Raw genomic sequence first — 26,339 nt, 5'->3', positions numbered from 1 at the left:
CTCGTGCGCGCCCCGGCGAACCCGAGACAAAGCAAGCAATTGCTTGGTAGGTTAACACGGTGGCTGTAGAAATCGACCTTTCCGAGCAGATCGTTCTGGTGACGGGCGGCGTACGCGGTGTCGGCGCCGGCATCAGCCGGGCCTTCCTCGCCGCGGGCGCGACGGTGCTGACCTGCGCGCGCAGACCGGCCGACGAACCGATCGCGGTGGGGGAGCGCGGCACCGAACACCTCACCTGCGACGTGCGCGATGTCGACGCGGTGGCGGCCATGTTCGCCGAGATCGTCGCCAGGCACGGCCGGATCGACCATGTGGTGAACAACGCGGGTGGTGCGCCGTTCGCGATGGCCGACGCCGCGAGCCCTAAATTCCACGCCAAGATCGTCGAGCTGAATCTGCTCGCGCCCCTGCTGATCTCCCAGCAGGCCAACGCGCTGATGCAGAAGCAGGACGCGGGTGGCTCGATCGTGATGATCACCAGCGTCAGCGGCCATCGCCCCTCGCCCGGCACCGCCGCTTACGGCGCGGCCAAGGCGGGCCTGGACAACCTGGTCTCCTCGCTGGCCGTCGAGTGGGCCCCGAAAGTCCGGCTCAACTCCGTCGTCGTCGGCCCGGTGGAAACCGAACTCAGCCACCTGCACTACGGCGACGCCGACGGCGTGGCCGCCGTGGCGAAGACGGTCCCGCACGGTCGCCTCGCCAACCCCACCGACGTAGGCAACGCCGCCCTGTTCCTGGCCTCGCCCCTGGCCACCCACATCAGCGGCGCCGCCCTGCTCGTCCACGGCGGCGGCGAACGCCCCGCCTTCCTAGACGCCGCCAACACGAACCACTAGACGCCCATGCGAACCCTCAGTAGTCACCCCGCCTAGCGACTGAACATCCCCCACCTACCGCAACCAACGCCACCCACCCACCCCAACCACCACGATTTTCGGCCGCCTCGCATCCGAAGGGCGAGACGGAACGCCGAAGGCGCAGTATCGCCCTTCGGATGTGAGGCCCCCAGGGCCGAAAATCCCGCGGCGCCAGCCGCCAATAAACACAGGAGCTCAAGATGGATGACCAGATCTGCGCCGGGCGCACAGTGATCGTGACCGGCGCGGGCCGGGGTATCGGCCGTGCCCACGCCCTCGCCTTCGCCGCGGCGGGCGCCCGCGTGGTGGTCAATGATGTCGGCACCGCGCTCGATGGTGCCGCGACCACGGAAACCCCCGCTCAGCAGGTCGTCGACGAGATCGTCGCGGCCGGTGGCGAGGCCGTCGCCAACTACGACGACGTCGCCGACTGGGAGGGCGCCCGGCGGCTGATCCGTCAGGCCGTCGACACCTTCGGCGGGCTCGACGTGCTGGTCAACAACGCGGGCTTCGTGCGCGATCGCATGCTGGTGAACCTCGGCGAGGACGAGTGGGACGCCGTGGTTCGCGTGCACCTCAAGGGCCACTTCGCCACCATGCGGCACGCGGCCGAGTACTGGCGCGGCGAGTCGAAGGCGGGCCGCCCGGTGGACGCCCGCGTGATCAACACCAGCTCCGGCGCCGGCCTGCAGGGCAGCGTCGGCCAGGGCAATTACGGCGCCGCGAAGGCCGGTATCGCGGGTCTCACACTCACCGCGTCGGCCGAGTTCGGGCGCTACGGCGTGACCGTGAACGCCATCGCTCCCGCCGCCCGCACCCGGATGACCGAGACGGTCTTCGCCGACACCATGGCCGCCCCCGGCGCGGGCTTCGACGCGATGGCGCCGGAGAACATCTCGCCGCTGGTCGTGTGGCTCGGCAGCGCCGATTCCGCCGGCGTGACCGGCCGGATGTTCGAGGTGGAAGGCGGAAAGGTGGCGTTGGCGCAGGGCTGGCTGCACGGCACTCCGGTCGATCGCGGCGCCCGCTGGAATCCCGCCGAACTGGGTCCGGTCGTCAAGGAACTGATCGAGAAGAGCACCCCGCCGGAGCCTGTGTACGGTGCATAGCAAACTTTGAGTCGTGCGGCCGGGGAAAGTCCCCGGCCTGCACTTATGGCATGTCACACACGTCCAGGGGGCTGGACGACTCTTGCTCTCTTCTGCGGTCCCGGGACCGTGGGTTTACTATGGGCTACTGTTCGTCGATCCCGGAATGTGTCGCGACCGGGGGTAATTCTGCGCTGAATAACTAAGGGGATGATCTAGCGCATGGCCATTGGTCGCATGTTGCGCGTATTTGCCGCTGCGAGTGTGCTGGCCGGTTGTGCGCTCTTAGGGCCCGCGGTCGCCATGGCCGCCCCGGAAAAGCCGCCGACGCCCGCCGCCCAGCCTCCCGGTAGCGGCAGCGCCGGGCAGGGCAACGGCGGCGGTCAGGGCACTCCGGGGCCCAAACCCGATGAGCTGAGCCTGCCCGGTCAGGCGACCAACCCGGCTCCCGGTGTCGACCCGGTTCCCTCGCAGTCGGGCGCCCCGGTTGCCGACGAAGGCGAATGGACCCCGCTCACCATCCCCGGCCAGGCCGGCGCTGACGTCCCCAAGAAAGAAGTCGCGGGCCCTCTCTCCGGATCAGCCGCCGTCGGCTCCGCCGCAGGCGCGGGTTCGGCCGCCGCGGGCGCGGTCCTCGGCACCGGTTCCGCTGGCCTCGGAGTGCTGCTCGGTACCGGCTCGGCGGGACTCGGGGTGGTCCTCGGCACCGGCTCCGCGGGCGCGGCCGCCATCCTCGGCACCGGCTCGGCGGGTGCGGCCGCGGTCCTCGGCACAGGTTCGGCCGGTGCCGCGGCAGTACTCGGTACCGGCTCGGCCGCGGTCGGCTCGGCCGCCGCGGGGACCGGTTCGGCCGCCCTCGGCGCGGGCTCGGCGGTCCTCGGAACAGGTTCTGCGGCAGTGGGTTCCGCTGCTGCCGGTTCTGCCGCGGTAGGTTCCGCGGGCGCGGGCTCGGCCGCTGTCGGTTCCGCCGCCGTCGGTTCGGCGGCAGTCGGCTCGGCCTCGCCCCTGCTGTTGCTCCTGATCCCGATCCCTTCGGTACCGGCCGTACCCGCTCTTCCGTCGATCGCGATCCCACCCACGCCCGCGGTTCCCGGTGTCCCGAATATCGCTGTGGCAGTGCCTGTTCCGGCCGCAGCACCGCCGGCGGCCGAGGCTCCGGCACCTGCCGCGCCGCCCGCTGCGGCGGCACCGGTGCCGGCGGCCAAGCCGAACCACGAGTTCAAGCCGACCAGTGACAACAGTGGCCTGCCCGAACCCGAGCTGCTGTCGGTGATCGGCGGCCTGATCGCGCTGACGCTGGCCGGAACCGGCTCGGGCGCAGTGAGTTTCCAAGGTGCGGCGGCGGCCCAAGCGCGGGTGAACGCGGCGCGTGCCGAATTCTTCGGACCGAGGTCGTGAGGGGATCTTCGATGAGTAAGAGCACGACCCAGAGCACCTCCCGGTCCTATCGCCGCGTCGCCGCCGCCGTCGACGCGGTGTGCGCGGTGGCCGCCGACTCCGACGCCACCAGCCTCGACGAGGTGGTCTATGCCATCTCGCTGGAGCGCAAACGCGAGATCGAGATCACCAGCGCGAACCTGGGCCCCGGCGTCTGCGGTCAGCGCCGGTTCTATCCGGAACGCGACATCATCGTGCTCGCCGACGCCCTGCCGAGTCGCGATCACACCCTCGCGCACGAACTCGGCCACATCGTCTTCGACCACGAAGGCGCCCCCGCGGCGGAGACGACGCTGGAAGTCAGCGACGATCTGATCGCCTACATGCTCAGCCAGCGCGCCCACGCGCAGATCGTCGACGACGGCGCCGACGATCTGGCCGAATGGGAAGCCGAGACCTTCGCGGCCATGCTCATGACCCGTCTGCGCGTGTTCAGCAACCGGGGCGCAGGCGTCTCGGTCCTTCGATTCGATGAGGCACTCGGATGACACTCTGGTTGACAGCCCTGCTGGTCTGGGTTGCCGCGGGAGCGCGAGTGGGTCGCGTGCTGGTGAAGCCCGCGACGACCGCCCGTGTGGCGATCGTCGTCGCGGTCGCCGCCGTGGCACTCGCGGTCACCGTCGCCATTCCCGAGATGGCGGTTGCCATCGACAATCTGATGAAGAGCGGTGTGCACAGCGGCTGGCTGTCCACCGGCCTCGTGATCTCCGCCTGGATCCTGTTCACCACGGCCACCTCGGTGGTGGCCTCGGCCGCGTGGCCGGTGGTCTCGCGGCGCAATCTGCGCCAGGTCGCGATGGTCGTCTACGGCATCGGCGCGGTGGCGATCGCCATCACCCTGGCGTGGTCGTTCACCTTCGGCTGGATCGCGGTCGCGCTCGGCGCGGTGTTCATCGTCACCACCGGGCTGCGCAACCTGGACTGGACCATCCTCGGTCGCGGCATCGCCGTCTACATCACGGGTACCGCTCTGGTCGCGGTGCTCGCGGTCGCCAATGTGGGCCGCGCGTTCCAGCACGCCGCACCGACGCCGCCCAACGAACCGCTGTGGGGCTGGGCCGCGTGGGAGATCGCGGCGCTGCTGATCGCGCTCGGTGCCGTGTCGATCGTGATCGAGCTGTGGTGGCGGGCCAAGCTCCTGCTGCGCAAGATCCGGCCGCTGCACCAGTTGATGGTCGGCCGGTTCCCCGAGGTGGTCGCGCCCGAACAGAACGCCACCTCCGCACAGCTCAAGGCTTCCGATCACATGGCACAGGTGATGGACTCGCTGTATCTGCTCTCGGGCAGCGGCATCGTGATTTCGGCGGCCGGTGAGCCGCCGAATTCGGTGCCGCAGCGGGCCGCGGTGGTGGCCGAGTGGGCGCGAAATCCGTTGGGGGACTTGTTCGTCGACGCGCGCTGGATCGCTCCGCCGCCCGGCATCAGCCCCCGCGGCTGGGTGCTGGCGCTCGCGAATCAGTACGAGTACGCCGTGGCGGACGCGAAGGCGGCACCGCGGACCGCCGCTTCCCCGACCTAGGCCGATACGCAGAAAACGGGCCTGAGCTGGTGGTTTTCCACCGTCTCAGGCCCGTTGTCTGCGTATCCGACGTGTTTACGGCCGTACCCAGGACACCATCAGGTGCGTCAGGCCGGCCGCTGTGTGGATCCTATTCTGTTCCGTCCGGAGGAATTTCGGGCAAGCCTTCGCTGGCCCGTAGCTTCTCCGCCATCGAGGTGAGCAGATTCTGTGATTCTTCGGACAGATCGAATGCCCTACTCGACAGTCGACGAAGTCCGTAACCCTGTAGCTGCGCGAGCAGCTCCAGGTCGTGATCGATCTTGGCCGCGTAGATATCGTTGAAGAAGTAGTCAGGCTTGACCTTGAAGAACTTCGCCAGGGCGGCCACCGTCTCATCGGACGGATTCGTTCGTTGTCCCGACCGCAACTGCGAGAGATACGGCTTCGAGATCGGATGCCCGGAGGCAGTCAGCGCAGCCGCAACCTCTGCGTTGGTGTGCGGCTTGCGCCCCGGGGGATGCACGGTTTCGAACAGCTTGTTCAGCCGCGCCGCGAAATCAGCCATTGTGAGCCGCCCAATTCCCTTCACTGTACTAACAGTCGTTATCTCGGATACGTATCATTGATATTAGCGGCTCAGTAACTGAAAACCTACGCCTGATTGGGGATTTCTCTACGATTTCCGACGCTCACCTGCGTGCAGGGGCGGCGGTGAGCGTGTTTGCGGGTCACCCCAACGACTCTTGTCGAGCGCTGGGGTACCCGGGTTCGTGCCCGTCGCGGGGTTCTTCCACCACGCACCCATGATAGCCCAAAGATAGCTGACATCTCATGATCCCCCTGCCCCCCGTGACTTTGTGGCGTACGACACGTTCCGGGCGCCCTGGGATGAATGTTCAACCTGGGCGCCCGGTTTCGGTAAGGGGCAGTCTACAGACGCTCGATGATGGTCCCCGTCGCGAGTGCGCCGCCTGCGCACATCAGCACCATGGCAGTGCCCTGACCTGTGCGTTCGAGTTCGTGTAACGCGGTCGTGATCAATCGGGAGCCGGTAGAGCCGACAGGATGCCCGATTGCGATCGCGCCGCCGTTGACATTTACCCGTTCCATGTCAGGTTGATGTACGGCGGCCCACGAAAGTGCAACCGATGCGAATGCTTCGTTGATCTCGAATAGATCGATATCGCCAATCGTCATTCCGGAGCGCTCGAGCAGGCGGGCGCACGCCTGTACCGGACCGTCCAGATGGAACTCCGGTTCGGCGCCGACGAGTACCTGGGTGTGAATCCGGGCGCGCGGACGCAAACCCTTTCGGCGCGCGACGGTTTCGTCCATCAGCAGCACCGCCGCGGCGCCGTCGGAGATCTGCGACGAGGTGCCCGCGGTGTGGATGCCGTCGGCCACGACCGGTTTCAGTGCCGCCAGTCCTTCGCGGGTGGTCGCGCGCAGACCCTGGTCGCGGGCGACCTCCACCTTCTCCCCGGTGGCCACGCCCTCGCTGTCGAGCACCGGCGCCGAGACCGGGAGCACCTCGCGGTCGTAGCGGCCCTCCGCCCACGCCTTGGCGGCCAATTGCTGAGAGCGCAAGCCGAATTCGTCGATATCGGACCGGGTGATCCCGCGCCTGCGGGCGATGCGCTCCGCGGCCCCGAACTGGTCGGGCAGGTCGATCGACCACGAGGCGGGCCGTCGCGGTCCCGCCTCGGTGCCGACGTTGGCGCCGAGCGGCACCCGGCTCATCGCCTCGACGCCGCACGCGATGCCGACGTCGATCGCGCCGGTGGCGATGAGGCCCGCGACGAGGTGATTGGCCTGCTGGGCCGAGCCGCACTGGGCGTCGATCGTGGTCGCGCCGGTCTGCCACGGCAGGCCCGCGTGCAGCCAGGCCACGCGGGTGACGTTGTTGGATTGCTCGCCCGCCTGGGTGACGCAGCCGCCGATCACCTGCTCGACCTCGGCCGGGTCGAGGCCGGCTCGGTCGAGTAGTCCGCGCTGGGCCAAGCCGAGTAGTTCGGCGGCGTGCAGTCCCGAAAGTTGCCCTCGACGTTTGCCGATGGGGGTCCGCACGGCCTCGACGATCACGGGTGTGCCCATGTGATTCTCCCTCATAACTGCAACAGGTTCTGATCTTGAGCTCAGGGTAAAACCGCGAGGTTCTTCCGTCGCGGCGACCGCTATGCTTGAATGATTATAGAACGTGTTTCAGTTTGTCGAAGGAGACATCTGGTGGTAGATCCGAGCACCGAACACGCCGGCCCTGTGACGGGTGCCCGGCCGAACCTGCCGGACGGGTTCGACGTTACCGACCCGGCCATCTACGCCGAGCGGATTCCGGCCGAGGAGTTTGCCGAGCTGCGTCGGACGGCCCCGATCTGGTGGAACGAGCAGTCGCCCGAAGTGGGCGGGTTCCACGACGAGGGCTTCTGGGTAGTGAGTAAGCACGCCGACGTCAAAGAGGTGTCGCGGCGCAGCGATGTGTTCTCGACCTTCGAGAACACCGCGATCCCGCGCTTCAACGACGACATCCAGCGCGAGCAGATCGAATTGCAGCGCTTCGTCCTGTTGAACAAGGACGCCCCCGAGCACACCAAGCTGCGCAAGCTGATCGCCAAGGGCTTCACCCCGCGCGCGATCAACGGCCTGCGCGCCGAACTCTCGGCCCGTGCCGAGGGCATTGTGAAGCGAGCCCTCGAGTCCGGCAGCGGTGACTTCGTCACCCAGGTGGCGTGTGAGCTGCCGCTGCAGGCGATCGCCGAACTGATCGGCGTGCCGCAGGAGGACCGGATGAAGGTCTTCGACTGGTCCAACGACATGACCAGCTACGACGATCCGGACAGCACCGCTGATCCGGTCGCCGCGTCGATGGAGATCCTCGGCTACGCCTACCAGATGGCCGAGGCCAGGAAGGCCTGTCCGGCCGACGATCTGGTGACCACGCTGATCGAGGCGGACGTCGACGGCGAGCACCTCACACCGGAGGAATTCGGCTTCTTCGTGATCGTCCTGGCGGTCGCGGGCAACGAGACGACCCGCAACGCCATCACCCACGGCATGATCGCCTTCATGGAGAACCCCGACCAGTGGGAGTTGTTCAAGAAGGAGCGCCCCGCCACCGCGGCGGACGAGATCATCCGCTGGGCCACCCCGGTGACCTCCTTCCAGCGCACCGCGCTCGAGGACACCGAACTCGGCGGCGTGCAGATCAAGAAGGGTCAGCGGCTCGTGATGCTGTACCGCTCGGCAAACTTCGACGAGGACGTGTTCGAGAACCCGGAGAAGTTCGACATCACCCGCGCCGACAACCAGCACCTGGCCTTCGGCGGCACCGGCGCCCACTTCTGCGTCGGCGCGAACCTGGCTCGGCTCGAGGTCGATCTGATCTTCAACGCGATTGCTGACCATCTGCCCGATATCACGCAAATCGGTGATCCGAAACGTCTGCGTTCGGGTTGGCTCAATGGGATCAAGGAGCTGCCGGTCGATTACAAGCCCGCCGGCTGCCCCGTCGCGCACTGAGTCACTGACAACGAGAACAGCCCGAGACCGAAAGGTCCCGGGCTGTTCTCGCGTTTACCGCTATACGGGGCGCGTAGTTGCGACCGCGCGGTCTACTTCCCAGAAAGCGCGCAAGGCGGCGATCTTTCCGTCGGCGTCGACTTTGTAGGTGAACACACCCTCGGCGTCGATGACGTGCCCGGCCATGGTGGTGCGGATGAGGCCGGTGAAGGCGATTTCGTTCCCGCAGGCGAAGGAGTCCTCGAAGCGGAATTCGATGGATTCGGTCAGGGCGATGGCCTTGTCCCAGAAGGCGCCGATGGCCTCGTGGCCGCGGTGGCCCACGCCCTCGGGATCGAAACCAGAGGGACCGACGGGATCCTCGACGATGCCGTCCTCGGCGAACAGGGCGACCCAGGCCGCCCGGTCCTTCGCTCTGACCGCGGCCTGGGATGCCAGGCCCGCGGCACGGGCGGTGCGTTCGATGGTGGTCATGGCTACACCTTCGCGATGATGGGGTCGGCGATGTACTTCTCGGCGAACTTGCGCACCGAGTCCTGCTTGGCCGCCAGCTCGCCGTCGAACCCGATACCGTCGGCCAGCCAGGGCACCACGATGTTGTCGGTGACGCCCGCGTCGGCCAGATCCTGATAGCCGTCGCGGCCGAACTTGTCGATGCAGACGGACTGGATCTCGAAGGGCTCCTCGGACCGGCCGTATTCGGCACGCAGGTCGCGCAGCGTGTCGATGGTGGTGACCAGGTCGTCGAACTTCATCATCGCCGAGGTCCAGCCGTCACCGATGCGGGCGGCCCGGCGCAGCGCCGGACCGGTGTGCCCGCCGATGTAGAACGGCACTCGCTCGCTCGGCGCCGGGCTCATCTGCAACTGGTCGAAATCGAAGAACTCGCCGTGGAATTCGACCATGCCGCCGTCGAGAACGAGCCGGATGACCTCGATCATCTCGTCGACTCTGGCGCCGCGGCGCGCGTACGGGACGCCGCACCATTCGAATTCCTCCGGTGCCCAGCCGATTCCGATGCCGAACCCGAACCGGTTTCCCGACAGGTTGGCGATCGAGCCGACCTGGCGGGCCAGCAGCAGTGGATTGCGCGAGCCGAGCTTGAGGACATTGGTGTAGAACCGCAGGTCCGTGGTGACCGCCGCCATGGACGCGGCGGCGATCAGCGGATCCACCCACGGCGTCTCCGGGCCCCAGAAGCGGCTGCCGTCCGGGGTGTACGGGTAGTCGGCGGCCTGCGACTTCATGTAGAACAGCGAATCGGGCAGGCCGATGGAGGTGAACCCGCATTCCTCGGCCGTCTTGGCCAGCTCGGTGAGCTGGTCCAAGGGGCTCAGGGCGACACCGAGGGTGAACTTCACGCCGGACGCTCGCTTCCCACGACCCACATCGAAAAGTACTGGGAGCCACCGCCGTACGCGTGCCCGAGGGCCTTGCGCGCATTCGGCACCTGGTACGCGCCCGCGCGCCCCATCACCTGCTTGGCCGCTTCGGCGAACCGGATCAGGCCGGAGGCGCCGATCGGGTTGGACGAGAGGACGCCGCCCGACGGGTTCACCGGAATGCGTCCGCCGATCTCGGTTTCACCCTTGTCGGTGAGTTTCCAGCCGTCGCCCTCGGCCGCGAAGCCGAGATTCTCGAGCCACATCGGCTCGAACCAGGAGAACGGCACATAGATCTCGGCGACGTCGATCTCCTCCAGGGGATCGGTGATCCCGGCCGACTCCCACAGGGCCGCGGCCGCGACCCGGCCCGCCTGCGGATTCACCTGGTCGCGACCGGAGAAGGTTGTCGGCTCGGTGCGCATCGCGGTGCCGTGTACCCAGGCCACCTTCTTGCCCTCGGCTTCGACCACCGCGGCGGCCTCGGCATCTCCGATCACCACGGCGCACGCGCCGTCCGACGACGGGCAGGTCTCGTCGAAACGGATGGGGTCCCACAGCATTTGGGAGGCCAGCACCGACTCGATGGTGATGTCGGGCTGATGCAGGTGCGCGAGTGGGTTCTTCGCGCCGTTGCGCCGATCCTTCACCGCCACCATCGCACCGATGTGCAGTGGTGCGTTCGAGCGCCGGATGTAGGAGCGCACGTGCGGAGCGAAGTACCCGCCCGCGCCCGCGCCGACCGGCATGGTGAACGGCACCGGAATCGACAACGCCCACATGGCATTCGACTCCGACTGCTTCTCCCAGGCGATGGCGAGAACACGCTTGTGCACCCCGCCCTGCACCAGGTTGGCGGCGACGACGCCGGTGGAACCGCCGACCGAGCCCGCGGTGTGCACGCGGATCAACGGCTTGCCCGCCGCACCGAGCGCCTCGGCCATGTACAGCTCGGGCATCATGACGCCCTCGAAATAGTCGGGGGCCTTGCCGACGACGACAGCGTCGATGTCGGCGATGGTCAGACCCGCGTCATCGAGTGCGCGATCGATGGCTTCACGGCACATGCCCGCCATGGACACGTCCGCACGTTTTGTCACGTGATGGGTTTGGCCGGTGCCGAGCACCGCTGCGGGGAAGCTCACTTGACCTCCATGACGGCGACCAGATTCTGTTGCAGCGCGGGGCCGCTGGTCGCATGAGCGAGGGTCCGGTTCGCGGTGCCGGACATGATGGCTTGGGCGGCGCTGCCGATTCGTTCGAGACCCGCCGCGAACATCGGGTTGGCGGCGAGGGCGCCACCGGAGGGGTTGATGCGGGTGTCCGCGGACAGCCCGATCGCTTCCGCGAGGATCAACTGCTGGTGGCTGAACGGCGCGTGCAGCTCGGCGACGTCGAAGCTGGTGTTGCCGCCGGTCGCCAACGCGGCCGCCTTGGTGGTGGAGGGCGAGCGGGTCAGATCGCGACCGCCCAGTGCCTGGGCGTCGATGTTGTGCGCGATTCCGGTGATCCACGCGGGTCGCTCGCAGAGCTCGCGCGCGCGATCGCCGACCGCGAGCACGATCGCGGCCGCGCCGTCGGTGATCGGCGCGATGTCGTGGGCGCGCAGCGGGTCGGCCACATAGGGTGCGCCGAGATCACCACCCGCGACCGCCGCCATGTCCTGCTCGGTCCACCGGCCGGAATCCAGACCGGCCCGCGCCTGCAAACCCGCGACCGAGACCGCGTCGGGCCACAGCGGCGCGACCAGGTAGGGGTCGAGCTGCATGGTCAGCACCTGGCGCAGCGTGCCTGCCGACGACTTGCCGAAGCCGTACACGAGCGCGGTCTGCGCCTGTCCGGAACGCAGCTTCACCCACGCTTCGTAGAGGGCCCATGCGGCGTCCATCTCCACATGCGACTCGTTGATCGGTGGGACGGCGCCGATCGCATCGATCGCCGAGATGAACGAGAACGCCCGTCCGGCCAGGAAATCAGAGGATCCCGAGCACCAGAAGTCGATATCGGACTTGGTGATGCCGAGCTCGGCGTAGAGCTGCTGGAAGCACGGCACGAGCATCTCGACGCCGTTGGTGGTGCCGTGGGTTTCGGGTACGTGGGGTGCGTGGGCGAAGCCCACCACCGCGATCTCGGGCAGGCTCGCGTCGCTGCCGGAGGATGCTGATGTGGTCAACGTCGCCTCTCTAGAGGTGGTGCTGGTAGGACTCGTAGGGAGCGTCGGGCTCCCCGGTGGGCCGGAAGTGGTCGATATTGGCCAGCGTGTGGCCCCACTCCTCGCGGGGCTTCCACACCGCCTCGACCTGCATGCCCATCCGCACCTCGTCGGCCTCGCAGCCGAGGATCAGGTGCAGGAACGGGATGTCGGCGCCGTCGAGGAGCACGTAGGCGGCCACGTACGGCGGCTTGATCCGCTGGCCGAGGAACGGCACATTGACGATGCAGAACGTGGTCACCGTGCCCTTGTCGGGCAGTTCGACCAGGTCGTCGGTGGGCCTGCCGTCGGTGGGGTTGGCGCCGCGCGGCGGGAAGTACACCCGACCGCCCGCTTCGGAGCGACCGCCGATGAGCTTGCCTTCGGCCAGCCCGCGCAGGTAGACGCTCTCCTGGGGAGAGGCCGTGTGCTTGTAATCGAGGTCGACGGGCGTGGTCAAGATGGTGATCGGTGTTTGTTCGGAGTAGTCGGCGGGGCTGGTGCTCTCGCCGGGTTCGAAGTGGGCGATGTCCTGGATTCGGCCGGTGCGCTCGTCGGCCCAGCGGGCACTGACCCGCATTCCGGTGCTGAGTTGTGCTGGGTCGGTCACATCCAGCGCGTGCAGCAACGACGTGTCGGCGCCGTCGAGCTGGATCAGCGCCCACGCGAACGGACGGTCGAACGGCTGGCCGGGCAACGGCTCGGACACCCACGTCCAGGACGTGACGGTGCCGGTCGCCGCGACCTCGACCAGTTCGGCCAGCGGTGCGCTGGTGTGCGGATCGTATTCGGGCGGTGGCACGAGTATTCGCCCGTCGCTGCCGCGCGCGCCGAGTATCCGGCGTTCGCGCAGTCCGGTCAGAAAGGCGCCGATGATGGGTCCGACGGACCTGGTGTAGTCGAATCGCACCCTCAGGGGTGCACTCAATACTTCCACTGCGGTATTCCCCTGGGTCACGATATCGAGTAGAACAGGTTCTTATTCTGCTCGCAAGGATTCGCCGAAAGGGCGCCGATCATGAAATTCGGATTGCAACTCGGATACTGGGGCGCGCGGCCGCCCGCCAACGCAGGCGAGCTGGTGGTCGCGGCCGAGGAAACCGGCTTCGACGCGGTGTTCGCGGCCGAGTCGTGGGGCTCGGACGCCTTCACTCCGCTGGCCTGGTGGGGATCGTCCACCGAGCGCGTGCGACTGGGCACCTCGGTCGCGCAGATGTCGGCCCGCACTCCCGCGGCGGCCGCGATGCACGCGCTCACGCTCGATCACCTCAGCGGCGGCCGGGCCATTCTCGGCCTCGGCGTCTCCGGTCCGCAGGTGGTGGAGGGCTGGTACGGACAGCCCTTCGCGCAGCCGCTGCGGCGCACGCGCGAGTACGTCGACATCGTGCGCAAGGTGCTGGCTCGCGAGGCGCCGGTGACGTCGGACGGCAAGCACTACGGCCTGCCGTACACCGGCCCCGCCGCGACCGGGCTCGGCAAACCGCTCAAGCCGATCGTGCATCCGCTGCGCGCTGATCTGCCGATCTGGCTGGGTGCGGAGGGTCCGAAGAACGTCGCGCAGACCGCTGAGATCGCCGACGGCTGGCTCGCGATCTACTACGCACCCCGACTGGCCGGGATGTACAACGAGTGGCTCGACGAGGGCTTCGCGCGGCCGGGCGCGCGTCGTTCGCGCGACGATTTCGAGATCGCGGCGAGCGCGCAGGTGGTGATCACCGACGATCCGGCGGCGGAGATCGAGCGGATGCGCTGGGTGAGCGCGCTCTACATCGGCGGCATGGGCGCACCCGAGCTGAATTTTCACGCCCAGGTGTACCGGCGGATGGGCTACGGCGCCGAGGTCGACGAGATCTCCGCGCTGTTCCAGGCGGGGCGCAAGGCCGAGGCCGCGGCGGCGGTGCCCGACGAGCTGATCACCGACACCGCGATCTTCGGCGACGAGGCGCACGTGCGCTCCCGGTTGAAGGAATGGGAGGACGCGGGCGTGACGATGATGCTGATCTCGGTCTCCGACGCCGAACAAATGCGTAGGCTCCAACCCCTTGCCGCCATGTAGAACACGTTCTAAATTCGAGGGGTGAGCCAGCAGACAACGGAAGTCCTCGGACTGTGGAATATCGCCGCGACGGATCCCGAGCGGATCGCCGTCGTCGACCCGGACGGCAGGGAGATCACCTACCGAGAATTGGCGACCTTGGCCAACCGCTACGCCAACGGGCTACGTGGCATCGGATTGAAGACCGGCGACGTCGTTGTCAGCATGCTGCACAACGGTGTCGAGGCGATCGCCGCGTATTTCGCCGCGTATCAGGCGGGGCTGTACATCGTCGCGGTGAACTGGCATCTGACCGCGCCGGAGATCGCCTACATCCTCGGTGACAGTGACGCCGCGGCGTTCCTGGCCAGCGAGCGGTTCGCGGCCACCGCCGCCGAGGCCGCCGACCTCGCCGAACTGCCGGAGAACGCCCGGTTCGCGGTCGGCACGGTGCCGGGCTTCCGGCCGGTGTCGTGGCTCGGCGCGGCCGATACCGGCAGGCCCTCGGAGCGTTCGGTCGGCGCGCCGATGCTCTACACCTCGGGAACCACGGGGCGGCCCAAGGGTGTTCGCCGTCCCCTGACCGGGGCCGACCCCGATGAGGTCCCCGCACCGAACAAGGCCTTCTTCAGCCTGTTCGGGCTCGCGCCCTATGACGAGCACGTCCACATCTGCGGTTCGCCGCTGTACCACACGGCTGTACTGAACTTCTCCACCATCTCGATCCAGTTGGGGCACAAGCTCGTTCTGATGGATCGCTGGGACGCGCAGGACATGCTGGCGCTGATCGAGCGGCACAAGGTGACGCACAGCCACATGGTGCCCACCCAGTTCCATCGCCTGCTCGCCCTGCCCGACGAGGTCCGAGCCCGCTACGACGTGTCCTCGCTGCGCAGCATGGTGCACGGCGCGGCACCGTGCCCGCAGCAGACCAAGCGGCAGATGCTCGACTGGTGGGGCCCGGTCGTCACCGAGTACTACGCGGCGACCGAGGGCGGCGGCACCGTGATCAACGGCGCCGAGTGGCTGCTCAAGCCGGGCTCGGTGGGCAAGGCGTGGCCGTGGTCGGTGATCAAGGTGCTCGACGAGACCGACGGCACCGAACTCCCTGCGGGTAAAGAGGGCCTGGTCTACATGCGGATGGGCGCTTCGAGTTTCGAGTACCACCACGCCAAGGAGAAGACCGAGGAGTCGCGCGTCGGTGACCTGTTCACCGTCGGCGACATCGGCTACCTCGACGAAGACGGCTATCTGTTCCTGTGCGACCGGCGCTCGGATCTGATCCTGTCCGGTGGCGTGAACATCTACCCGGCCGAGATCGAGGGCGTGCTGATGAGCCACCCCAAGGTGGCCGACGTAGCGGTTCTCGGTGTGCCGGACCCGGATTGGGGCCAGCAGGTGAAGGCGTTCGTGCAGCCCGTCGAAGGGCTCGCCGGCGAGGAATTCACCGCCGAACTCCTGGAATTCGCCGCCGGGCAGCTCGCGAAGTACAAGCTGCCCCGCACGGTGGAATACCGTGCGGAGCTGCCCCGCGATCCCAACGGCAAGCTGTACAAGCGTCGCCTGCTGTGAATTGCGTTCCCGCTCAGACGGGCTCGCGCCACTCCGGCTCGAGCCCGAAGAGCGGAAACAGGCGCTGGGTGTCGAGGAAGAAGTTGAGGCCGGCGATGGTGTCGCCCTCGAGTTCGAGCACCGTGATCGACCACGGCACCCAGACGCCGGGCTCCTCGCTCGGCTTGTAGTGGCCGAAGGCGGGCGAACCGTTGGCGCCGACCAGCGGCACCATCCGCGAGTTGCGGCACGCGCTGCCCGTGCTGAGCATGAACGCGGCCACGTTCTCCGGGCCCGAGATCCACAGATCGAACGGCGGCATCGACAGCGCCACATCGGCTTTGAGCAGGGTGGTGAGCGTGTCCATGTCGTAAGCCTCGAACGCCTTGACGAAATCGTCGATCAGTTTGCGCTGGTCCGGATCGGTCTCGTCGAAGCTGTCGGACACGGTGGGCTGCACCTTCGACATGGTGGCCCTGGCCCGCTGTAGCGCGCTGTTCACCGACGCGGGCGACATCATCAGCGCCTCGGCGGTCTCACCGGCGGAGAAGCGCAGTACCTCGCGCATGATCAGGATCGCGCGCTGGGTGGCGGGCAGGTGCTGGCAGGCCGCGACGAAGGCCAGGCGCAGCGTGTCCCTGGTGGAGGCGTGGTCGGCCGGGTCGGCGCCGAAGGCCAGCGCGTTCGGGATCGGTTCGATCCACACGTAATCGGGCTGGGGCATGGGCAGCGGGGAATCCGGGCGGCCCGGCCCGTTGAGATCCATCGGTCTGGCGCGACTCTGGGGACGGTCGAGCATGTCCAGACAGATATTGGTGGCGATCTTGTACAGCCACGAGCGCAGACTCGCGCGGCCTTCGAAGGAATCGTAGGAGCGCCAGGCGCGGGTGAAGGTTTCCTGCACCGCGTCCTCGGCCTCGAAGGAGGAGCCGAGCATCCGGTAGGCATACGCGCACAACTCGCGCCGATGCGTCTCGAATTCGGCGAGTACAGCGGGATCGGGGCCGGTGGTGGCGGTTGTGGCGTCGCTCATAGTTTCACGATGCCACAGGGGTCCGACAGTCGACAGAGGCGAAAACGGACTATCGCGATTTCGCGAACTTCGCGCCGATGCGATGAATTCGCGTCGACCGCCACGTCTACATGTTCGAGACCGCAACGACGCCCCGAAAGGCTGAATCCCATGACCAACAAGATGATCTTCATCAACCTCCCCGTCGCCGACCTCGACCGCTCGAAGAGCTTCTACGAGGCGCTGGGCTGGAAGGTCAACGAGGATTTCACCGATCAGAACGCGTCGTGCATCGTCATCGATGACAACATCTGCCTGATGCTGCTGACCAAGCCGTTCTTCTCGACCTTCAGCACGCGCCCGATCGCCGACACCATCAACACCGCCGCCGCCGGGTACGCACTGTCGCTGGCCAGCGCCGACGAGGTCGACGCGCTGACCGACGCCGCCGTCGCCGCGGGCGCCACCGAACAGACCAACGACGACAAGCGCGCCCAGGAGGCCCAGGTCGGCATGCACGGCCGCACCTTCCTCGACCCCGACGGCCACCAGTGGGAGCCGTTCTACATGAACTACCCGGGCGCGTAGGTCCTCAGCGCGGTCAGGGCGCCGGGCGCAGAGCCCGGCGCCCTGAGGCGTGTCAGGAGCCGGTGAAGTTCGGCTTGCGCTTCTCGGCGAAGGCTCGCGGCCCTTCCTTTGCGTCGGCTGATCGGAACACCTCGATGCCGATCTTCGCCTCGATGGGAAACGCCTCGTTCTCCGGCATGGCCTCGGTTTCACGCAGGGTGCGCAGCATCGCCTGGACGGCGAGCGGGCCGTTGTCGGCGATCTGGCCGGCCAGCGCCATGGCCTTGTCGAGGGCGGTTCCGTCGGGGACGACGTGGCCGATCAGGCCGATCTCCTTGGCCTCGGCGGCGGTGATGTGCCGACCGGTCAGCAGCAGATCAGCGGCCACCGTGTACGGGATCTGCCGGGCCAGCCGCACCGCGGAACCACCCAGCGGGAACAGGCCCCAGCGGGCCTCGGAGACGCCGAACTTGGCGCTTTCCCCGGCCACGCGCAGATCGGTGCCCTGCAGGATCTCGGTGCCACCGGCAATGGCAGGGCCCTCGACGGCCGCGATCAGCGGCTTGGCCAGGCGCCGCCCCTTCAGCAACGCGGGGAGGTAGGCGGGGTCCCAGCTGCCTGCGGAGGCGGTGTCTCCCGGATGCTGCGAGCTCATCGCCTTCAGATCCATCCCCGCGCAGAAGGCCCCGCCCGCACCGGTGAGGATCGCGACGCGGATGTCGGGATCGCTGTCCACCTGGTCCCAGGCGTCGCGCATGATCGCCATCATCTCGCCGGACAGGGCGTTGCGCGCCTCCGGCCGGTTCATGGTGACGATGAGGACATGGTCGCGTTTCTCGACCAGGCAGTCGGCCATTTTCGTACTCCTGACAAGTTGAGTCTTGTCAGAAACAGTAACACGTTCTATTTTTGTCCTTGTGAGCTACAACATAGCCGATCTCGTCGAACATGCCGTCGACTTGATGCCCGACCGGATCGTGCTGGTCGGCGAACATCGAGAGTCGACCTACGCCGAACTGGAGGAGCGGGCCAACAAGTTGGCCCACTACCTGCTGGAACAGGGTGTGCGTCCCGGCGACAAAGTCGGAATCTATTCCAGGAACACCGTCGAGGCCGTCGAAGCGATGGTGGCCGTCTTCAAGGCGCGGGCGGTGATGATCAACGTCAACTTCCGCTACGTCGAGAACGAGTTACTGCACATCTTCGACAACTCCGACATGGTCGCGCTGATCCACGAGCGCCGCTACACCGACAAGGTGGCGGCGGTTCGGGAGAAGGTGTCCGCCCTGAAGACGGTGATCGTCGTCGATGACGGCACCGATGGGCCCACCGGCGCGGACACTGTGGAGTACGAAGCGGCCCTGGCCGATTCGTCGGGTGAACGTGACTTCGGGGAGCGCTCGCCCGACGACATCTACATGCTCTACACCGGCGGCACCACCGGCCTGCCCAAGGGCGTGATGTGGCGGCACGAGGATGTCTGGCGGGTGCTCGGCGCCGGCATCAACTTCGTCACCGGCGAGTACACCAAGGACGAATGGGAGCTGGCCAAGGTCGGCGCGGCCAACCCGCAGATGGTGCGCTTCCCGATCCCGCCGATGATCCACGGCGGCTCGCAGTGGGCCACCTTCCACAGCCTGTTCGGCGGTGGCAAGGCCGTGATGATTCCCGAGTTCAGCGGGCACGGAGTGTGGCAGGCCGTCGACAAGCACGGCATCAACCTGATCTTCATCACCGGCGACGCGATGGCGCAGCCGATGCTCGACGCGCTGGCCGAAGGCAACCCGGAAACCGGTGAGCCCTACGATCTTTCGACCCTGTACGTGCTGGCCAGCAGTGCGGCGCTGTTCTCGCCGTCGCTCAAGGACAAGTTCCTCGACGTGCTGCCCAACCGGATGATCTCCGATTCCATCGGCTCCTCGGAGACCGGTTTCGGTGGTCTTTCCCTGGTCGCCAAGGGCGCCACCCACACCGGTGGCCCCCGGGTGAAGATCGACGCGGCCACCCAGGTGCTCGACGAGGAAGGCAATCCGGTCGAACCGGGTTCCGGCGTCGTCGGTCTGCTGGCGCGCAGCGGGCACATCCCGCTCGGTTACTACAAGGACGAGGTCAAGTCGGCCGCGACGTTCAAGGAGTTCAACGGCGTTCGCTTCGCGATCCCCGGCGACTACGCGCGCGTCGAGGAGGACGGCTCGGTCACGATGCTCGGCCGTGGTTCGGTGAGCATCAACAGCGGTGGCGAGAAGATCTACCCGGAAGAGGTGGAGGGCGCCCTCAAGGCGCACCCCGAGATCTTCGACGCGCTGGTGGTCGGTGTCGAGGACGCCCGCTGGGGCCAGCGAGTCGTCGCCGTCGTCCAGTGTCGTGGCGAGAACCGCCCCACCCTGGCCGAACTGAAACCGATCCTCTCCCAGGAGATCGCGTCCTACAAGCAGCCTCGCAGCCTGTGGTTCGTCGACGAGATCAAGCGCTCGCCCGCGGGCAAGCCGGACTACCGCTGGGCCAAGTCACAGACCGATGAGCGGCCTGCGGACGAGCACGCGGAGGCGGGCTCGGCGTAGAACCCTCTACCACGAAATAGCCCGCCCGGCAGTATCGCCGGGCGGGCCTTCGTCGTGTCCGGAACCGTTTGTGGGGAAAGCGTTCCGGTCAGTGATTCAGCGCGGTGGCGAGGCGGGATGCGATCTCGGGGACGTCTACAACCGTGCCACTGGCGACGTCGATCACGAGGTCGTAGGCGAGGTCTTCGTCGAGGGCGTGCGTGTCGATTCCGTTGTAGGCCAGGAAAACGATCGCGCCCGCGATGGCAAGGCGTTTGTTGCCGTCGACGAGTGGATTGTTGGCCGCAATCGAATGGAGGAGCGCTGCGGGCTTCTGCCAAATGCCAGGGTAGGCATCGGTGCCGAACACTGTGGTCGCCGGGCGCGCGGCCGCAGACGCGAGCAGGCCTGCGTCGCGTACGACGTACGGCCCTGCCACATCCTCGGTGATCGCTCGCAGGTCGGCGACGGTGAGGTAGTAGATCTTCGTTTCGCTCACTCGGCGAGCCTGTCGAGCAGGCTCCTGTGACGCTCGGCGAATTGTCGCGACAGTGCGCGGACTTGGCTGTCTGCGGTCTCTGCCATCGAATCCGGCACCACGGCTGCTACGCGGCGGCCGTGGCGGGTCAAGTGCACAACGGTGCCGCCTTCGGCAGCCGCGATAACTTCGGCGAAACGCTCCCTGGCTTCACTGACCGGGAGCTCCCAGTTCTCGGACGAGGATGCGGCGGTCATGCCATGAATTGTACATCTTCACCGATAGTTCGTACGAATTGTCGGTGAAGGGCAAGCTCGCCAGTTCCGCGCCGACGCCCTTCGCTGAGCGGTTGTCATCGGTCGCTCAGTTCGTCGCACGGAGTAATTGTGCGAGCGCGGTCAGCGGTTGCCGAGTTCGGCGAGTTGGTAGGCCAGCGTGGTGCGGACTGCGGGAATGCGGGTGAGTAGGCGGAAGACGGTGTTGCGTGCGGTGCGCGCGAGGGCGGACTGGACGGTGGCCATCGTGGTCATGCGGTCGGTGAAGGCGACGACGTCGCGAGCGATCGGCCTGCGGATGGTTTCGTAGGTGTCGAGAATCGAATCCGGTTCGCCTGCGGTGACTTTCGTCAGCAGGGTGCCCAGCAGGGCCGCGTCCTGGATGCCGGTGTTCATGCCCTGGCCGCCTGCCGGGCTGTGGACGTGGGCGGCGTCGCCCGTGAGGAAAACGCGGCCTGCGCGGTAGTGGTCGGCCACGCGGTGGTGGACCCGGAAACGGGAGCTCCACAGGACTTCGTCCACACGGATCTCGCCTGCCGGGCCGCGGGTGTTCAGCAGAGCCTGGATGTCGGTGCGGGTGGGGTGCTCCGGTGCCTCGTCGACGGTGGCGACCACGCGGTAGCGGTTGTTCGCCTCGTCGGGCAGTGGCGCCACCACGGTGACGCCTTCGGGGGACAGGTGCAGCGAGACTTCCGAGCGCGGAGCCGGCCAGCTCATGTGGACGTCGGCGAGGATGAACGAGGCCGGGTAGGTGTCGCCGGTGAAGCCGATGCCCGCGTGTTCGCGCACGACGCTGTGCATGCCGTCGGCGCCGATGACGTAGTCGGCCTCGATCTCGCCTCGCTGGTCGTTCTCGTCGAGGTATTCGACTGTGACGCTGTTGTTCTCGTCGGTGACCCGGGTGACGGTGAGCGGCCGGTGCACCGTGCCGCCCAGTTCGCGCAGTCGGTCGAGGAGCACCTGCTCGGTGACGTTCTGCGGCACCATCAGCGTGTACGGGAAGGCGGTGGGGAGATCGCCGAATTCGATGGTGGCCAGCGTCTTCGCGCCGTCGTGGAGCTTGAAGGTGGGCACCCGGATTCCGAGTTCGACGAGCTTGCTCGTGACGCCGAGTCCGTCGAGCACCTCGAGCGTCCTGGCGTGCACCACCGCGGCCCGGGAAGTGTTGGCGCCCTCGCCGATCCGGTCGATGAGCACGTGGTCGACGCCGGCTTCGGCGAGCACGATCGCGGCGGTGAGCCCCGCGGGCCCCGCGCCGACGATGACAACGGAGGTGGCTTCGGGCAGGGAGATGGCGGCCATTTCGACTCCTGGTCAACGCTTGTTTGCCAACTCTTGTAGGCATAACGGTAAACCCGCTCACAGATGAAAGTCAACAGTTGTTGGCCTACAATCGTTGACATGCCTGACCAGGAGATTCCCACCCGTCGTTCCGATGCGACGAAGGCTGCCATTCTCGAGGCCGCCCGTGCCCGCTTCGCCGCCGACGGCTACGCCAAGGCCACGATCCGCGCGATCGCCGCCGACGCCGAGATCGATCCCTCGATGGTGATGCGCTATTTCGGCAGCAAGGACGGCCTCTTCGCCGCCGCCGCTCAGATCGACCTCGACCTCCCCGACCTGAGCGCCGCAGACCCGAACACCATGGGCGAGTTGATGATCCGCCGCTTCCTCGAGATCTGGGAGGGCAACGACAACACGGTCCTGCTGATCCTGCTCCGCTCCTCGATCACCGACGATGCGGTCGCGGCCCGCTTCCGAGAGATCTTCGCCGACCAGGTCCTACCCGCCGTCCTCCGCTTCGGCACCCCCGCCGACGCCCCCCGTCGAGCGGCGCTGATCGTCACCCAGCTGCTGGGCCTTGCCCTGTGCCGCTACGTCCTGCGACTGCCCCCGGTGGTCGCGCTCACTCCGCGACAGATCATCGAAGACATCGCCCCCACCCTTCAGCGCTACTTGACCGCAGCGGCATGACCGGGGCTTTGGCGCAAGACGCGACAGGGCCGGTACGGATCGGATTCGATCGGTACCGGCCCTGGAGCGAGAGTGAAGCTAGCTCGCCAGCTCCGCGCCAAGGGCGAGCAGGTGCGGGGTGGCGCCGCCGAGGGCGAATTCGTGGTGCTTGGCGGCGGTGAAGTAGTTGTGGGTGATGTGGTCGCGGTCGATGCCGAGGCCGCCGTGGACGTGGACCACGGTGTGGGCGACCTTGTGGCCCGCTTCGGCTGCCCAGAACTTGGCGATGTGGACGGCCTCGGCGGCGGGCAGGTCCTCCGCCAGGCGCCAGGCGGCCTGGGTGACCGTGAGGCGCAGGCCGCCGATGTCGATGTAGGCGTCGGACAGGCGCTGGGCGACGGACTGGAACGAGCCGATCGGCTTGCCGAACTGTTCGCGGGTGCGGGTGTGCTCGGCGGTCAGCTCGAGCGCGCGCTCCAGCGTGCCGAGTTGCAGGGCAGACAGGCCGAGCCAGGCGTGTTCGCGCAGCCAGGTGAGGATGTCGGCGCCGGCCTCGATGCTGCCGAGCAGTGCGGCCGGGGTGGCGGCGAGGTCGACGACGAACTCGGGGCTCAGGTCCACGATCTGCTGGGCGGTGCGGGTCACCGAAGCGTGTTCCGGATCGACCACGAAGACGCCGACACCGGTGGAGGTGATGGCGGGCACCAGGATTCGTTCGGCGCGATCGGCGACGGCGACGGTGGTCGCGGTACCGGTGAGCGTCCACCCGGCACCGGCGGCCTCGGCGACGATCCCGGGCGCGTCGGTGGTGGCGCGCAGTTCCTCGGCGAGCGCGGCGGTGAGCACGATCTCGCCCGCTCCCGCCCGCGCCGCCAGCTGCTGCTGGTCGGCGTCGCCGAACTTCGCCAGCGCGCCCGCGCCGAGGACGATCGACCACAGGTAGGGCACCGCGGCGACGACGCGGCCGAGTTCACGCAGGACCGCGGACTGCTCGAGGATGCTGAAATCGCTGCCGCCCAGGGCTTCCGGCAGCGCGGCGGCCAGCACGCCGGTCTCGGCGAGCGACTTCCAGAGCTGTTCGTCGAAGCGGTCGGCGGTGTCGAGTTCGCGCAGGCGATCGGCGGTGACGAGCTTGGCGCAGATCTCGCCGGTCAGCCGGGCGAGATCGGTCTGGGCTTCGGTAGGAGTGAAATCCATGGGGAGATACCGGCTTTCGAGATCAGCGGGCTGAGGCGGGCTGGCGCAGGGCGGTCATGGCGATGATGTCGCGCTGCACCTCGTTGGTGCCGCCGCCGAAGGTGAGGATCAGTGCCGCACGGTGCATCCGCTCGAGCCTGCCGAGCATGCGCGCCCCGGGGGAGTCCTGGCGCAGGTAGGCGTGCGGGCCGACGACTTCCATCAGCAGGCGGTAGGTCTCGGTGGCGAGTTCGGTGCCGTAGACCTTGCACGCGGACGCGTCCCACGGCTTGGGCGCCGCTTCGCCGCCCAGATCGGCGCGACTGGCGATCTCCCAGTTCAGCAGCTTGAGGTATTCGACCTTGGCGTACACGCGAGCCAGGTTGAGCCGTACCCATTCCTGATCGATCACGCGCTTGCCGTCGGCCAGGGTGGTTTCCCTGGCCCATTCGACGGTCTGCGCGACCGCGAGGCTCAGCGGACCCGCCGAGGTCAGGGCGACGCGCTCGTGATTGAGCTGGTTGGTGATCAGCGACCAGCCGCCGTTCTCCGGTCCGACCATCGCCGAGGCGGGCACCCGCACGTCCTGGTAGTAGGTGGCGCTGGTGTCGGGCCCAGCCATCGTGTGCACCGGCGTCCAGGAGAACCCGTCGACATCGGTCGGCACGATGAGCATCGTGATGCCCTTGTGCTTCTTGGCGGCCGGATCGGTGCGCACGGCCAGCCAGATGTAGTCGGCGTAGGCGATGAGGCTGGTCCACATCTTCTGGCCGTTGATGACGAAGTCGTCGCCGTCGCGGACCGCGGTGGTCCGCAGCGAGGCCAGGTCGGTACCGGCGCCCGGCTCGGAGTAGCCGATGGCGAAGTGCAGCTCACCGGAGGCGATCTTGGGCAGGAAGAATTTCTTCTGCTCCTCGGTGCCGTACTGCATGATCGTCGGCGCCACGGAATTGAGCGTCAGGAAGGGGACCGGCGCGCCCGCGATGGCCGCTTCCTCGACGAAGATCAGCTGATCCATCGTGGTGCGGTCCTGGCCGCCGTACTCCTTGGGCCAGCTCAGGGTGAGCCAGCCGTCGCGGCCCATCTGGCGCACGACCTCGCGGTAGACATTGCCGGAGCCGTATTCGCCGGTCGTCATGCTCAGCGCCGCGCGGCGTTGCGGCGTCATCAGCTTCGCGAAATATTCGCGCAGCTCGGCGCGCAATTCTTCCTGCTGCGGCGTATACGCGACGCGCATGCTTCCTACCTCGGTGTCGAGCTGAAAGGGCGGGTGGCGGGGCGCAGGGGGCGAGCCCCGCCGAAACCGATCATTGCATATGAACTGGAACATGTTCCAGTATTGAAGGTGATTCGGTGCCTGTTCCGCCTCGGGGGCCGGGCTGTCTGGGTTAGTGTCGCGAAGACCGTGTGGAAGGAAGTTCTCATGAAGATCATCGTCGATTTCGACCGATGTGAAGCGAACGGCGTCTGTGTAGGAATCGCCCCTGACATGTTCGAACTTGATGACGACGACATGTTGACCGTCGCCGAGGGCGATGTCGCGCCCGATCGACTCGCCGACGCGGAGGAGGCCGTGGCGCAGTGCCCCAAGGCCGCGCTGAGGTTGGCGTGATCCGCTCTTGTCGGATGGTGGAACACGTTCTAGAGTCGGCCGAATGAGTGTGACGCAGATTTCATTGGAGGGCCGGGTCGCCGTCGTGACCGGTGCGGGCGCCGGGCTCGGCAGGGCCGAAGCTCTCGCGCTGGCGTCGGCCGGTGCGGCGGTGGTCGTCAATGACCTGACCGAGGACGCGGCGGCCGAGACCATCGCCGCCATCCGCGAGCTCGGTGGCAAGGCCGAATTCGTCGGCGGCTCCATCGCCGAACGCTCGACGGCCGACGCGCTCGTCTCGACCGCGCAGGAATCGCTCGGCGGGCTCGACATCGTCGTCAACAACGCGGGCATCACCCGCGACCGCATGCTGTTCAACATGTCCGACGAGGACTGGGACGCGGTGATCGCGGTGCACCTGCGCGGACACTTCCTGCTCACCCGCAACGCGGCCGCCTACTGGCGCGCGGCGTCCAAGGCGGCGGGCGAGCCGGTCTACGGCCGACTGGTCAACACCTCCTCGGAGGCGGGCCTGCTCGGACCGGAAGGCCAAGCGAACTACGGTGCGGCCAAGGCCGGCATCACCGCTCTCACGCTGACCGCCTCGCGCGTCCTGTCCAGGTACGGCGTGCGCGCCAACGCGATCTGCCCCAGGGCCAGGACCGCGATGACCGAGGCGGTCTTCGCGGACGCGCCCGACGGCGCGGTCGACCCGCTGGCGCCCGAGCACGTGGCCAAGCTCGTCGCCTACCTCGCCTCGCCCGCCGCCGACGCCGTGAACGGTCAGGTCTTCGTCGTCTACGGACCGATGGTGGCGCTGATGGCGGCGCCGACGGTCGAGCAGCGCTTCGATGCCGCGGGCGCGGAATGGTCCGAGGCCGACCTCGCCGCCACCCTCGGTGGCTACTTTGCGGAGCGCCCCGCGGATCACACCTTTTCGGCGCGCGACCTCCGCGATCTGGGCTGAGTAGCCCGGTCCACGGTTTGCCCGATGTTGGCCGGCCGCACACCCCGCCGGATTTGTCTCGCCTGTCGTGTTGATCACCAGTCCAGGTATTGGTAGACATGACCGTCGGGGTGTGTGACGCCTCACAGGAAGGCCGCCGATTTGAATAAGTATCCGTTTCAGTTTTGACAGCGTTTTACGAGAAAAAGTCCTGCTCTGAGTCTACGAATATGGCAGACATTA

The 26,339-nt window shown here is 67.4% G+C and carries 27 protein-coding genes; 13 read left to right on the top strand and 14 right to left on the bottom strand.

Annotated elements, in window-relative coordinates:
• Positions 1–59: 59 nt before the first annotated feature.
• The 5 genes from ACFWFP_RS16155 to ACFWFP_RS16135 all read left to right on the top strand — a co-directional run bounded on the left by ACFWFP_RS16155 (position 60) and on the right by ACFWFP_RS16135 (position 4,901).
• Positions 60–836, top strand: a complete 777-nt coding sequence (locus ACFWFP_RS16155) for an SDR family oxidoreductase (protein ID WP_379295707.1) — start codon at positions 60–62, stop codon at positions 834–836.
• A gap of 221 nt (positions 837–1,057) precedes the next feature.
• A complete protein-coding gene (locus tag ACFWFP_RS16150; protein ID WP_379295705.1) occupies positions 1,058–1,966 on the top strand; it encodes an SDR family oxidoreductase in 909 nt (302 codons plus the stop codon).
• Positions 1,967–2,167: 201 nt separating this feature from the next.
• Positions 2,168–3,343: a hypothetical protein gene (locus ACFWFP_RS16145; protein WP_379295703.1), complete on the top strand. Its 1,176-nt coding sequence runs from the start codon at positions 2,168–2,170 to the stop codon at positions 3,341–3,343.
• A gap of 11 nt (positions 3,344–3,354) precedes the next feature.
• Positions 3,355–3,870, top strand: a complete 516-nt coding sequence (locus ACFWFP_RS16140) for an ImmA/IrrE family metallo-endopeptidase (protein WP_379295701.1) — start codon at positions 3,355–3,357, stop codon at positions 3,868–3,870.
• Entirely contained in the window at positions 3,867–4,901 is a 1,035-nt protein-coding gene (locus tag ACFWFP_RS16135) for a hypothetical protein (RefSeq protein WP_379295699.1), read from the top strand. The genes ACFWFP_RS16140 and ACFWFP_RS16135 overlap by 4 nt, the downstream gene beginning before the upstream one ends.
• Positions 4,902–5,031: 130 nt before the next feature.
• Here the strand turns inward: ACFWFP_RS16135 and ACFWFP_RS16130 are convergent, their stop codons facing one another.
• Together ACFWFP_RS16130 and ACFWFP_RS16125 are read right to left on the bottom strand one after the other, a co-directional pair.
• On the bottom strand, positions 5,032–5,448 hold the full coding sequence (locus tag ACFWFP_RS16130; protein ID WP_019044759.1) for a helix-turn-helix domain-containing protein: 417 nt from the start codon (positions 5,446–5,448) through the stop codon (positions 5,032–5,034).
• Positions 5,449–5,813: 365 nt separating this feature from the next.
• A complete protein-coding gene (locus ACFWFP_RS16125) occupies positions 5,814–6,977 on the bottom strand; it encodes a steroid 3-ketoacyl-CoA thiolase (RefSeq protein ID WP_379295697.1) in 1,164 nt (387 codons plus the stop codon).
• A 132-nt stretch (positions 6,978–7,109) separates the two neighbouring features.
• Here ACFWFP_RS16125 and ACFWFP_RS16120 point away from each other — a divergent pair, with 132 nt between their 5' ends.
• Positions 7,110–8,399 carry a cytochrome P450 gene (locus tag ACFWFP_RS16120; protein WP_379295695.1) on the top strand — a complete coding sequence of 430 codons (1,290 nt, stop codon included), beginning with the start codon at positions 7,110–7,112 and terminating at the stop codon, positions 8,397–8,399.
• Positions 8,400–8,459: 60 nt separating this feature from the next.
• Here the strand turns inward: ACFWFP_RS16120 and ACFWFP_RS16115 are convergent, their stop codons facing one another.
• From ACFWFP_RS16115 to ACFWFP_RS16095, 5 genes are read right to left on the bottom strand one after another with little or no spacing between them, the layout of a single operon-like run.
• Positions 8,460–8,873, bottom strand: a complete 414-nt coding sequence (locus tag ACFWFP_RS16115) for a nuclear transport factor 2 family protein (protein WP_379295693.1) — start codon at positions 8,871–8,873, stop codon at positions 8,460–8,462.
• Between the two features lie 2 nt (positions 8,874–8,875).
• Positions 8,876–9,760 (bottom strand): TIGR03619 family F420-dependent LLM class oxidoreductase, encoded by an 885-nt coding sequence (locus ACFWFP_RS16110; RefSeq protein ID WP_379295691.1) that lies wholly within the window; start codon positions 9,758–9,760, stop codon positions 8,876–8,878.
• The gene (locus ACFWFP_RS16105) at positions 9,757–10,926 is read right to left on the bottom strand and encodes a thiolase domain-containing protein (RefSeq protein ID WP_379295689.1); all 1,170 of its coding nucleotides are present in this window, start codon (positions 10,924–10,926) and stop codon (positions 9,757–9,759) included. Before ACFWFP_RS16105 ends, ACFWFP_RS16110 begins: the two co-directional genes overlap by 4 nt.
• Entirely contained in the window at positions 10,923–11,918 is a 996-nt protein-coding gene (locus ACFWFP_RS16100; protein WP_379296001.1) for a thiolase domain-containing protein, read from the bottom strand. Before ACFWFP_RS16100 ends, ACFWFP_RS16105 begins: the two co-directional genes overlap by 4 nt.
• Before the next feature lie 46 nt (positions 11,919–11,964).
• The gene (locus ACFWFP_RS16095; protein WP_379295687.1) at positions 11,965–12,930 is read right to left on the bottom strand and encodes a Zn-ribbon domain-containing OB-fold protein; all 966 of its coding nucleotides are present in this window, start codon (positions 12,928–12,930) and stop codon (positions 11,965–11,967) included.
• Between the two features lie 60 nt (positions 12,931–12,990).
• On the opposite strand from ACFWFP_RS16095, the gene ACFWFP_RS16090 reads away from it, so the two are divergent.
• Together ACFWFP_RS16090 and ACFWFP_RS16085 are read left to right on the top strand one after the other, a co-directional pair.
• A complete protein-coding gene (locus ACFWFP_RS16090) occupies positions 12,991–14,028 on the top strand; it encodes an LLM class F420-dependent oxidoreductase (RefSeq protein WP_379295685.1) in 1,038 nt (345 codons plus the stop codon).
• 21 nt (positions 14,029–14,049) lie between these two features.
• The gene (locus ACFWFP_RS16085; RefSeq protein ID WP_379295683.1) at positions 14,050–15,579 is read left to right on the top strand and encodes an acyl-CoA synthetase; all 1,530 of its coding nucleotides are present in this window, start codon (positions 14,050–14,052) and stop codon (positions 15,577–15,579) included.
• A gap of 13 nt (positions 15,580–15,592) precedes the next feature.
• Here ACFWFP_RS16085 and ACFWFP_RS16080 read toward each other — a convergent pair whose 3' ends face one another.
• The gene (locus tag ACFWFP_RS16080; RefSeq protein WP_379295681.1) at positions 15,593–16,591 is read right to left on the bottom strand and encodes a sigma-70 family RNA polymerase sigma factor; all 999 of its coding nucleotides are present in this window, start codon (positions 16,589–16,591) and stop codon (positions 15,593–15,595) included.
• 150 nt (positions 16,592–16,741) lie between these two features.
• Here ACFWFP_RS16080 and ACFWFP_RS16075 point away from each other — a divergent pair, with 150 nt between their 5' ends.
• Positions 16,742–17,158 carry a VOC family protein gene (locus tag ACFWFP_RS16075; RefSeq protein WP_379295679.1) on the top strand — a complete coding sequence of 139 codons (417 nt, stop codon included), beginning with the start codon at positions 16,742–16,744 and terminating at the stop codon, positions 17,156–17,158.
• A 52-nt stretch (positions 17,159–17,210) separates the two neighbouring features.
• Here ACFWFP_RS16075 and ACFWFP_RS16070 read toward each other — a convergent pair whose 3' ends face one another.
• Complete coding sequence (locus ACFWFP_RS16070; protein WP_379295677.1) at positions 17,211–17,993, bottom strand: crotonase/enoyl-CoA hydratase family protein; 783 nt, start codon at positions 17,991–17,993, stop codon at positions 17,211–17,213.
• Positions 17,994–18,054: 61 nt separating this feature from the next.
• Here ACFWFP_RS16070 and ACFWFP_RS16065 point away from each other — a divergent pair, with 61 nt between their 5' ends.
• A complete protein-coding gene (locus ACFWFP_RS16065; RefSeq protein WP_379295675.1) occupies positions 18,055–19,698 on the top strand; it encodes an acyl-CoA synthetase in 1,644 nt (547 codons plus the stop codon).
• Between the two features lie 88 nt (positions 19,699–19,786).
• On the opposite strand, the gene ACFWFP_RS16060 is transcribed toward ACFWFP_RS16065, so the two are convergent.
• The 3 genes from ACFWFP_RS16060 to ACFWFP_RS16050 form a co-directional block, all read right to left on the bottom strand.
• The gene (locus ACFWFP_RS16060) at positions 19,787–20,176 is read right to left on the bottom strand and encodes a type II toxin-antitoxin system death-on-curing family toxin (protein WP_379295674.1); all 390 of its coding nucleotides are present in this window, start codon (positions 20,174–20,176) and stop codon (positions 19,787–19,789) included.
• Positions 20,173–20,412: a type II toxin-antitoxin system Phd/YefM family antitoxin gene (locus tag ACFWFP_RS16055; RefSeq protein WP_379295672.1), complete on the bottom strand. Its 240-nt coding sequence runs from the start codon at positions 20,410–20,412 to the stop codon at positions 20,173–20,175. Before ACFWFP_RS16055 ends, ACFWFP_RS16060 begins: the two co-directional genes overlap by 4 nt.
• 141 nt (positions 20,413–20,553) lie before the next feature.
• Positions 20,554–21,732 carry an FAD-dependent monooxygenase gene (locus ACFWFP_RS16050; RefSeq protein ID WP_379295670.1) on the bottom strand — a complete coding sequence of 393 codons (1,179 nt, stop codon included), beginning with the start codon at positions 21,730–21,732 and terminating at the stop codon, positions 20,554–20,556.
• A gap of 99 nt (positions 21,733–21,831) precedes the next feature.
• On the opposite strand from ACFWFP_RS16050, the gene ACFWFP_RS16045 reads away from it, so the two are divergent.
• Positions 21,832–22,404, top strand: a complete 573-nt coding sequence (locus tag ACFWFP_RS16045) for a TetR family transcriptional regulator (RefSeq protein ID WP_379295668.1) — start codon at positions 21,832–21,834, stop codon at positions 22,402–22,404.
• 78 nt (positions 22,405–22,482) lie between these two features.
• On the opposite strand, the gene ACFWFP_RS16040 is transcribed toward ACFWFP_RS16045, so the two are convergent.
• Together ACFWFP_RS16040 and ACFWFP_RS16035 are read right to left on the bottom strand one after the other, a co-directional pair.
• Entirely contained in the window at positions 22,483–23,580 is a 1,098-nt protein-coding gene (locus ACFWFP_RS16040; RefSeq protein WP_379295666.1) for an acyl-CoA dehydrogenase family protein, read from the bottom strand.
• A gap of 22 nt (positions 23,581–23,602) precedes the next feature.
• Entirely contained in the window at positions 23,603–24,796 is a 1,194-nt protein-coding gene (locus ACFWFP_RS16035; RefSeq protein WP_379295664.1) for an acyl-CoA dehydrogenase family protein, read from the bottom strand.
• A gap of 186 nt (positions 24,797–24,982) precedes the next feature.
• Here ACFWFP_RS16035 and ACFWFP_RS16030 point away from each other — a divergent pair, with 186 nt between their 5' ends.
• Both ACFWFP_RS16030 and ACFWFP_RS16025 read left to right on the top strand, forming a co-directional pair.
• Positions 24,983–25,171, top strand: coding sequence for a ferredoxin (locus tag ACFWFP_RS16030; protein WP_056819344.1), 189 nt, complete (start codon positions 24,983–24,985; stop codon positions 25,169–25,171).
• A 43-nt stretch (positions 25,172–25,214) separates the two neighbouring features.
• Positions 25,215–26,117, top strand: coding sequence for a 3-oxoacyl-ACP reductase (locus ACFWFP_RS16025; RefSeq protein WP_379295662.1), 903 nt, complete (start codon positions 25,215–25,217; stop codon positions 26,115–26,117).
• Positions 26,118–26,339: the final 222 nt, after the last annotated feature.

Origin of the sequence: Nocardia sp. NPDC060249 (assembly GCF_042728755.1) — a bacterium.
In the GTDB taxonomy this organism is placed as follows: Bacteria; Actinomycetota; Actinomycetes; order Mycobacteriales; family Mycobacteriaceae; genus Nocardia.
Note: the sequence above shows the minus strand (reverse complement) of the source record. Positions and strands in the feature narration are given on the sequence as shown.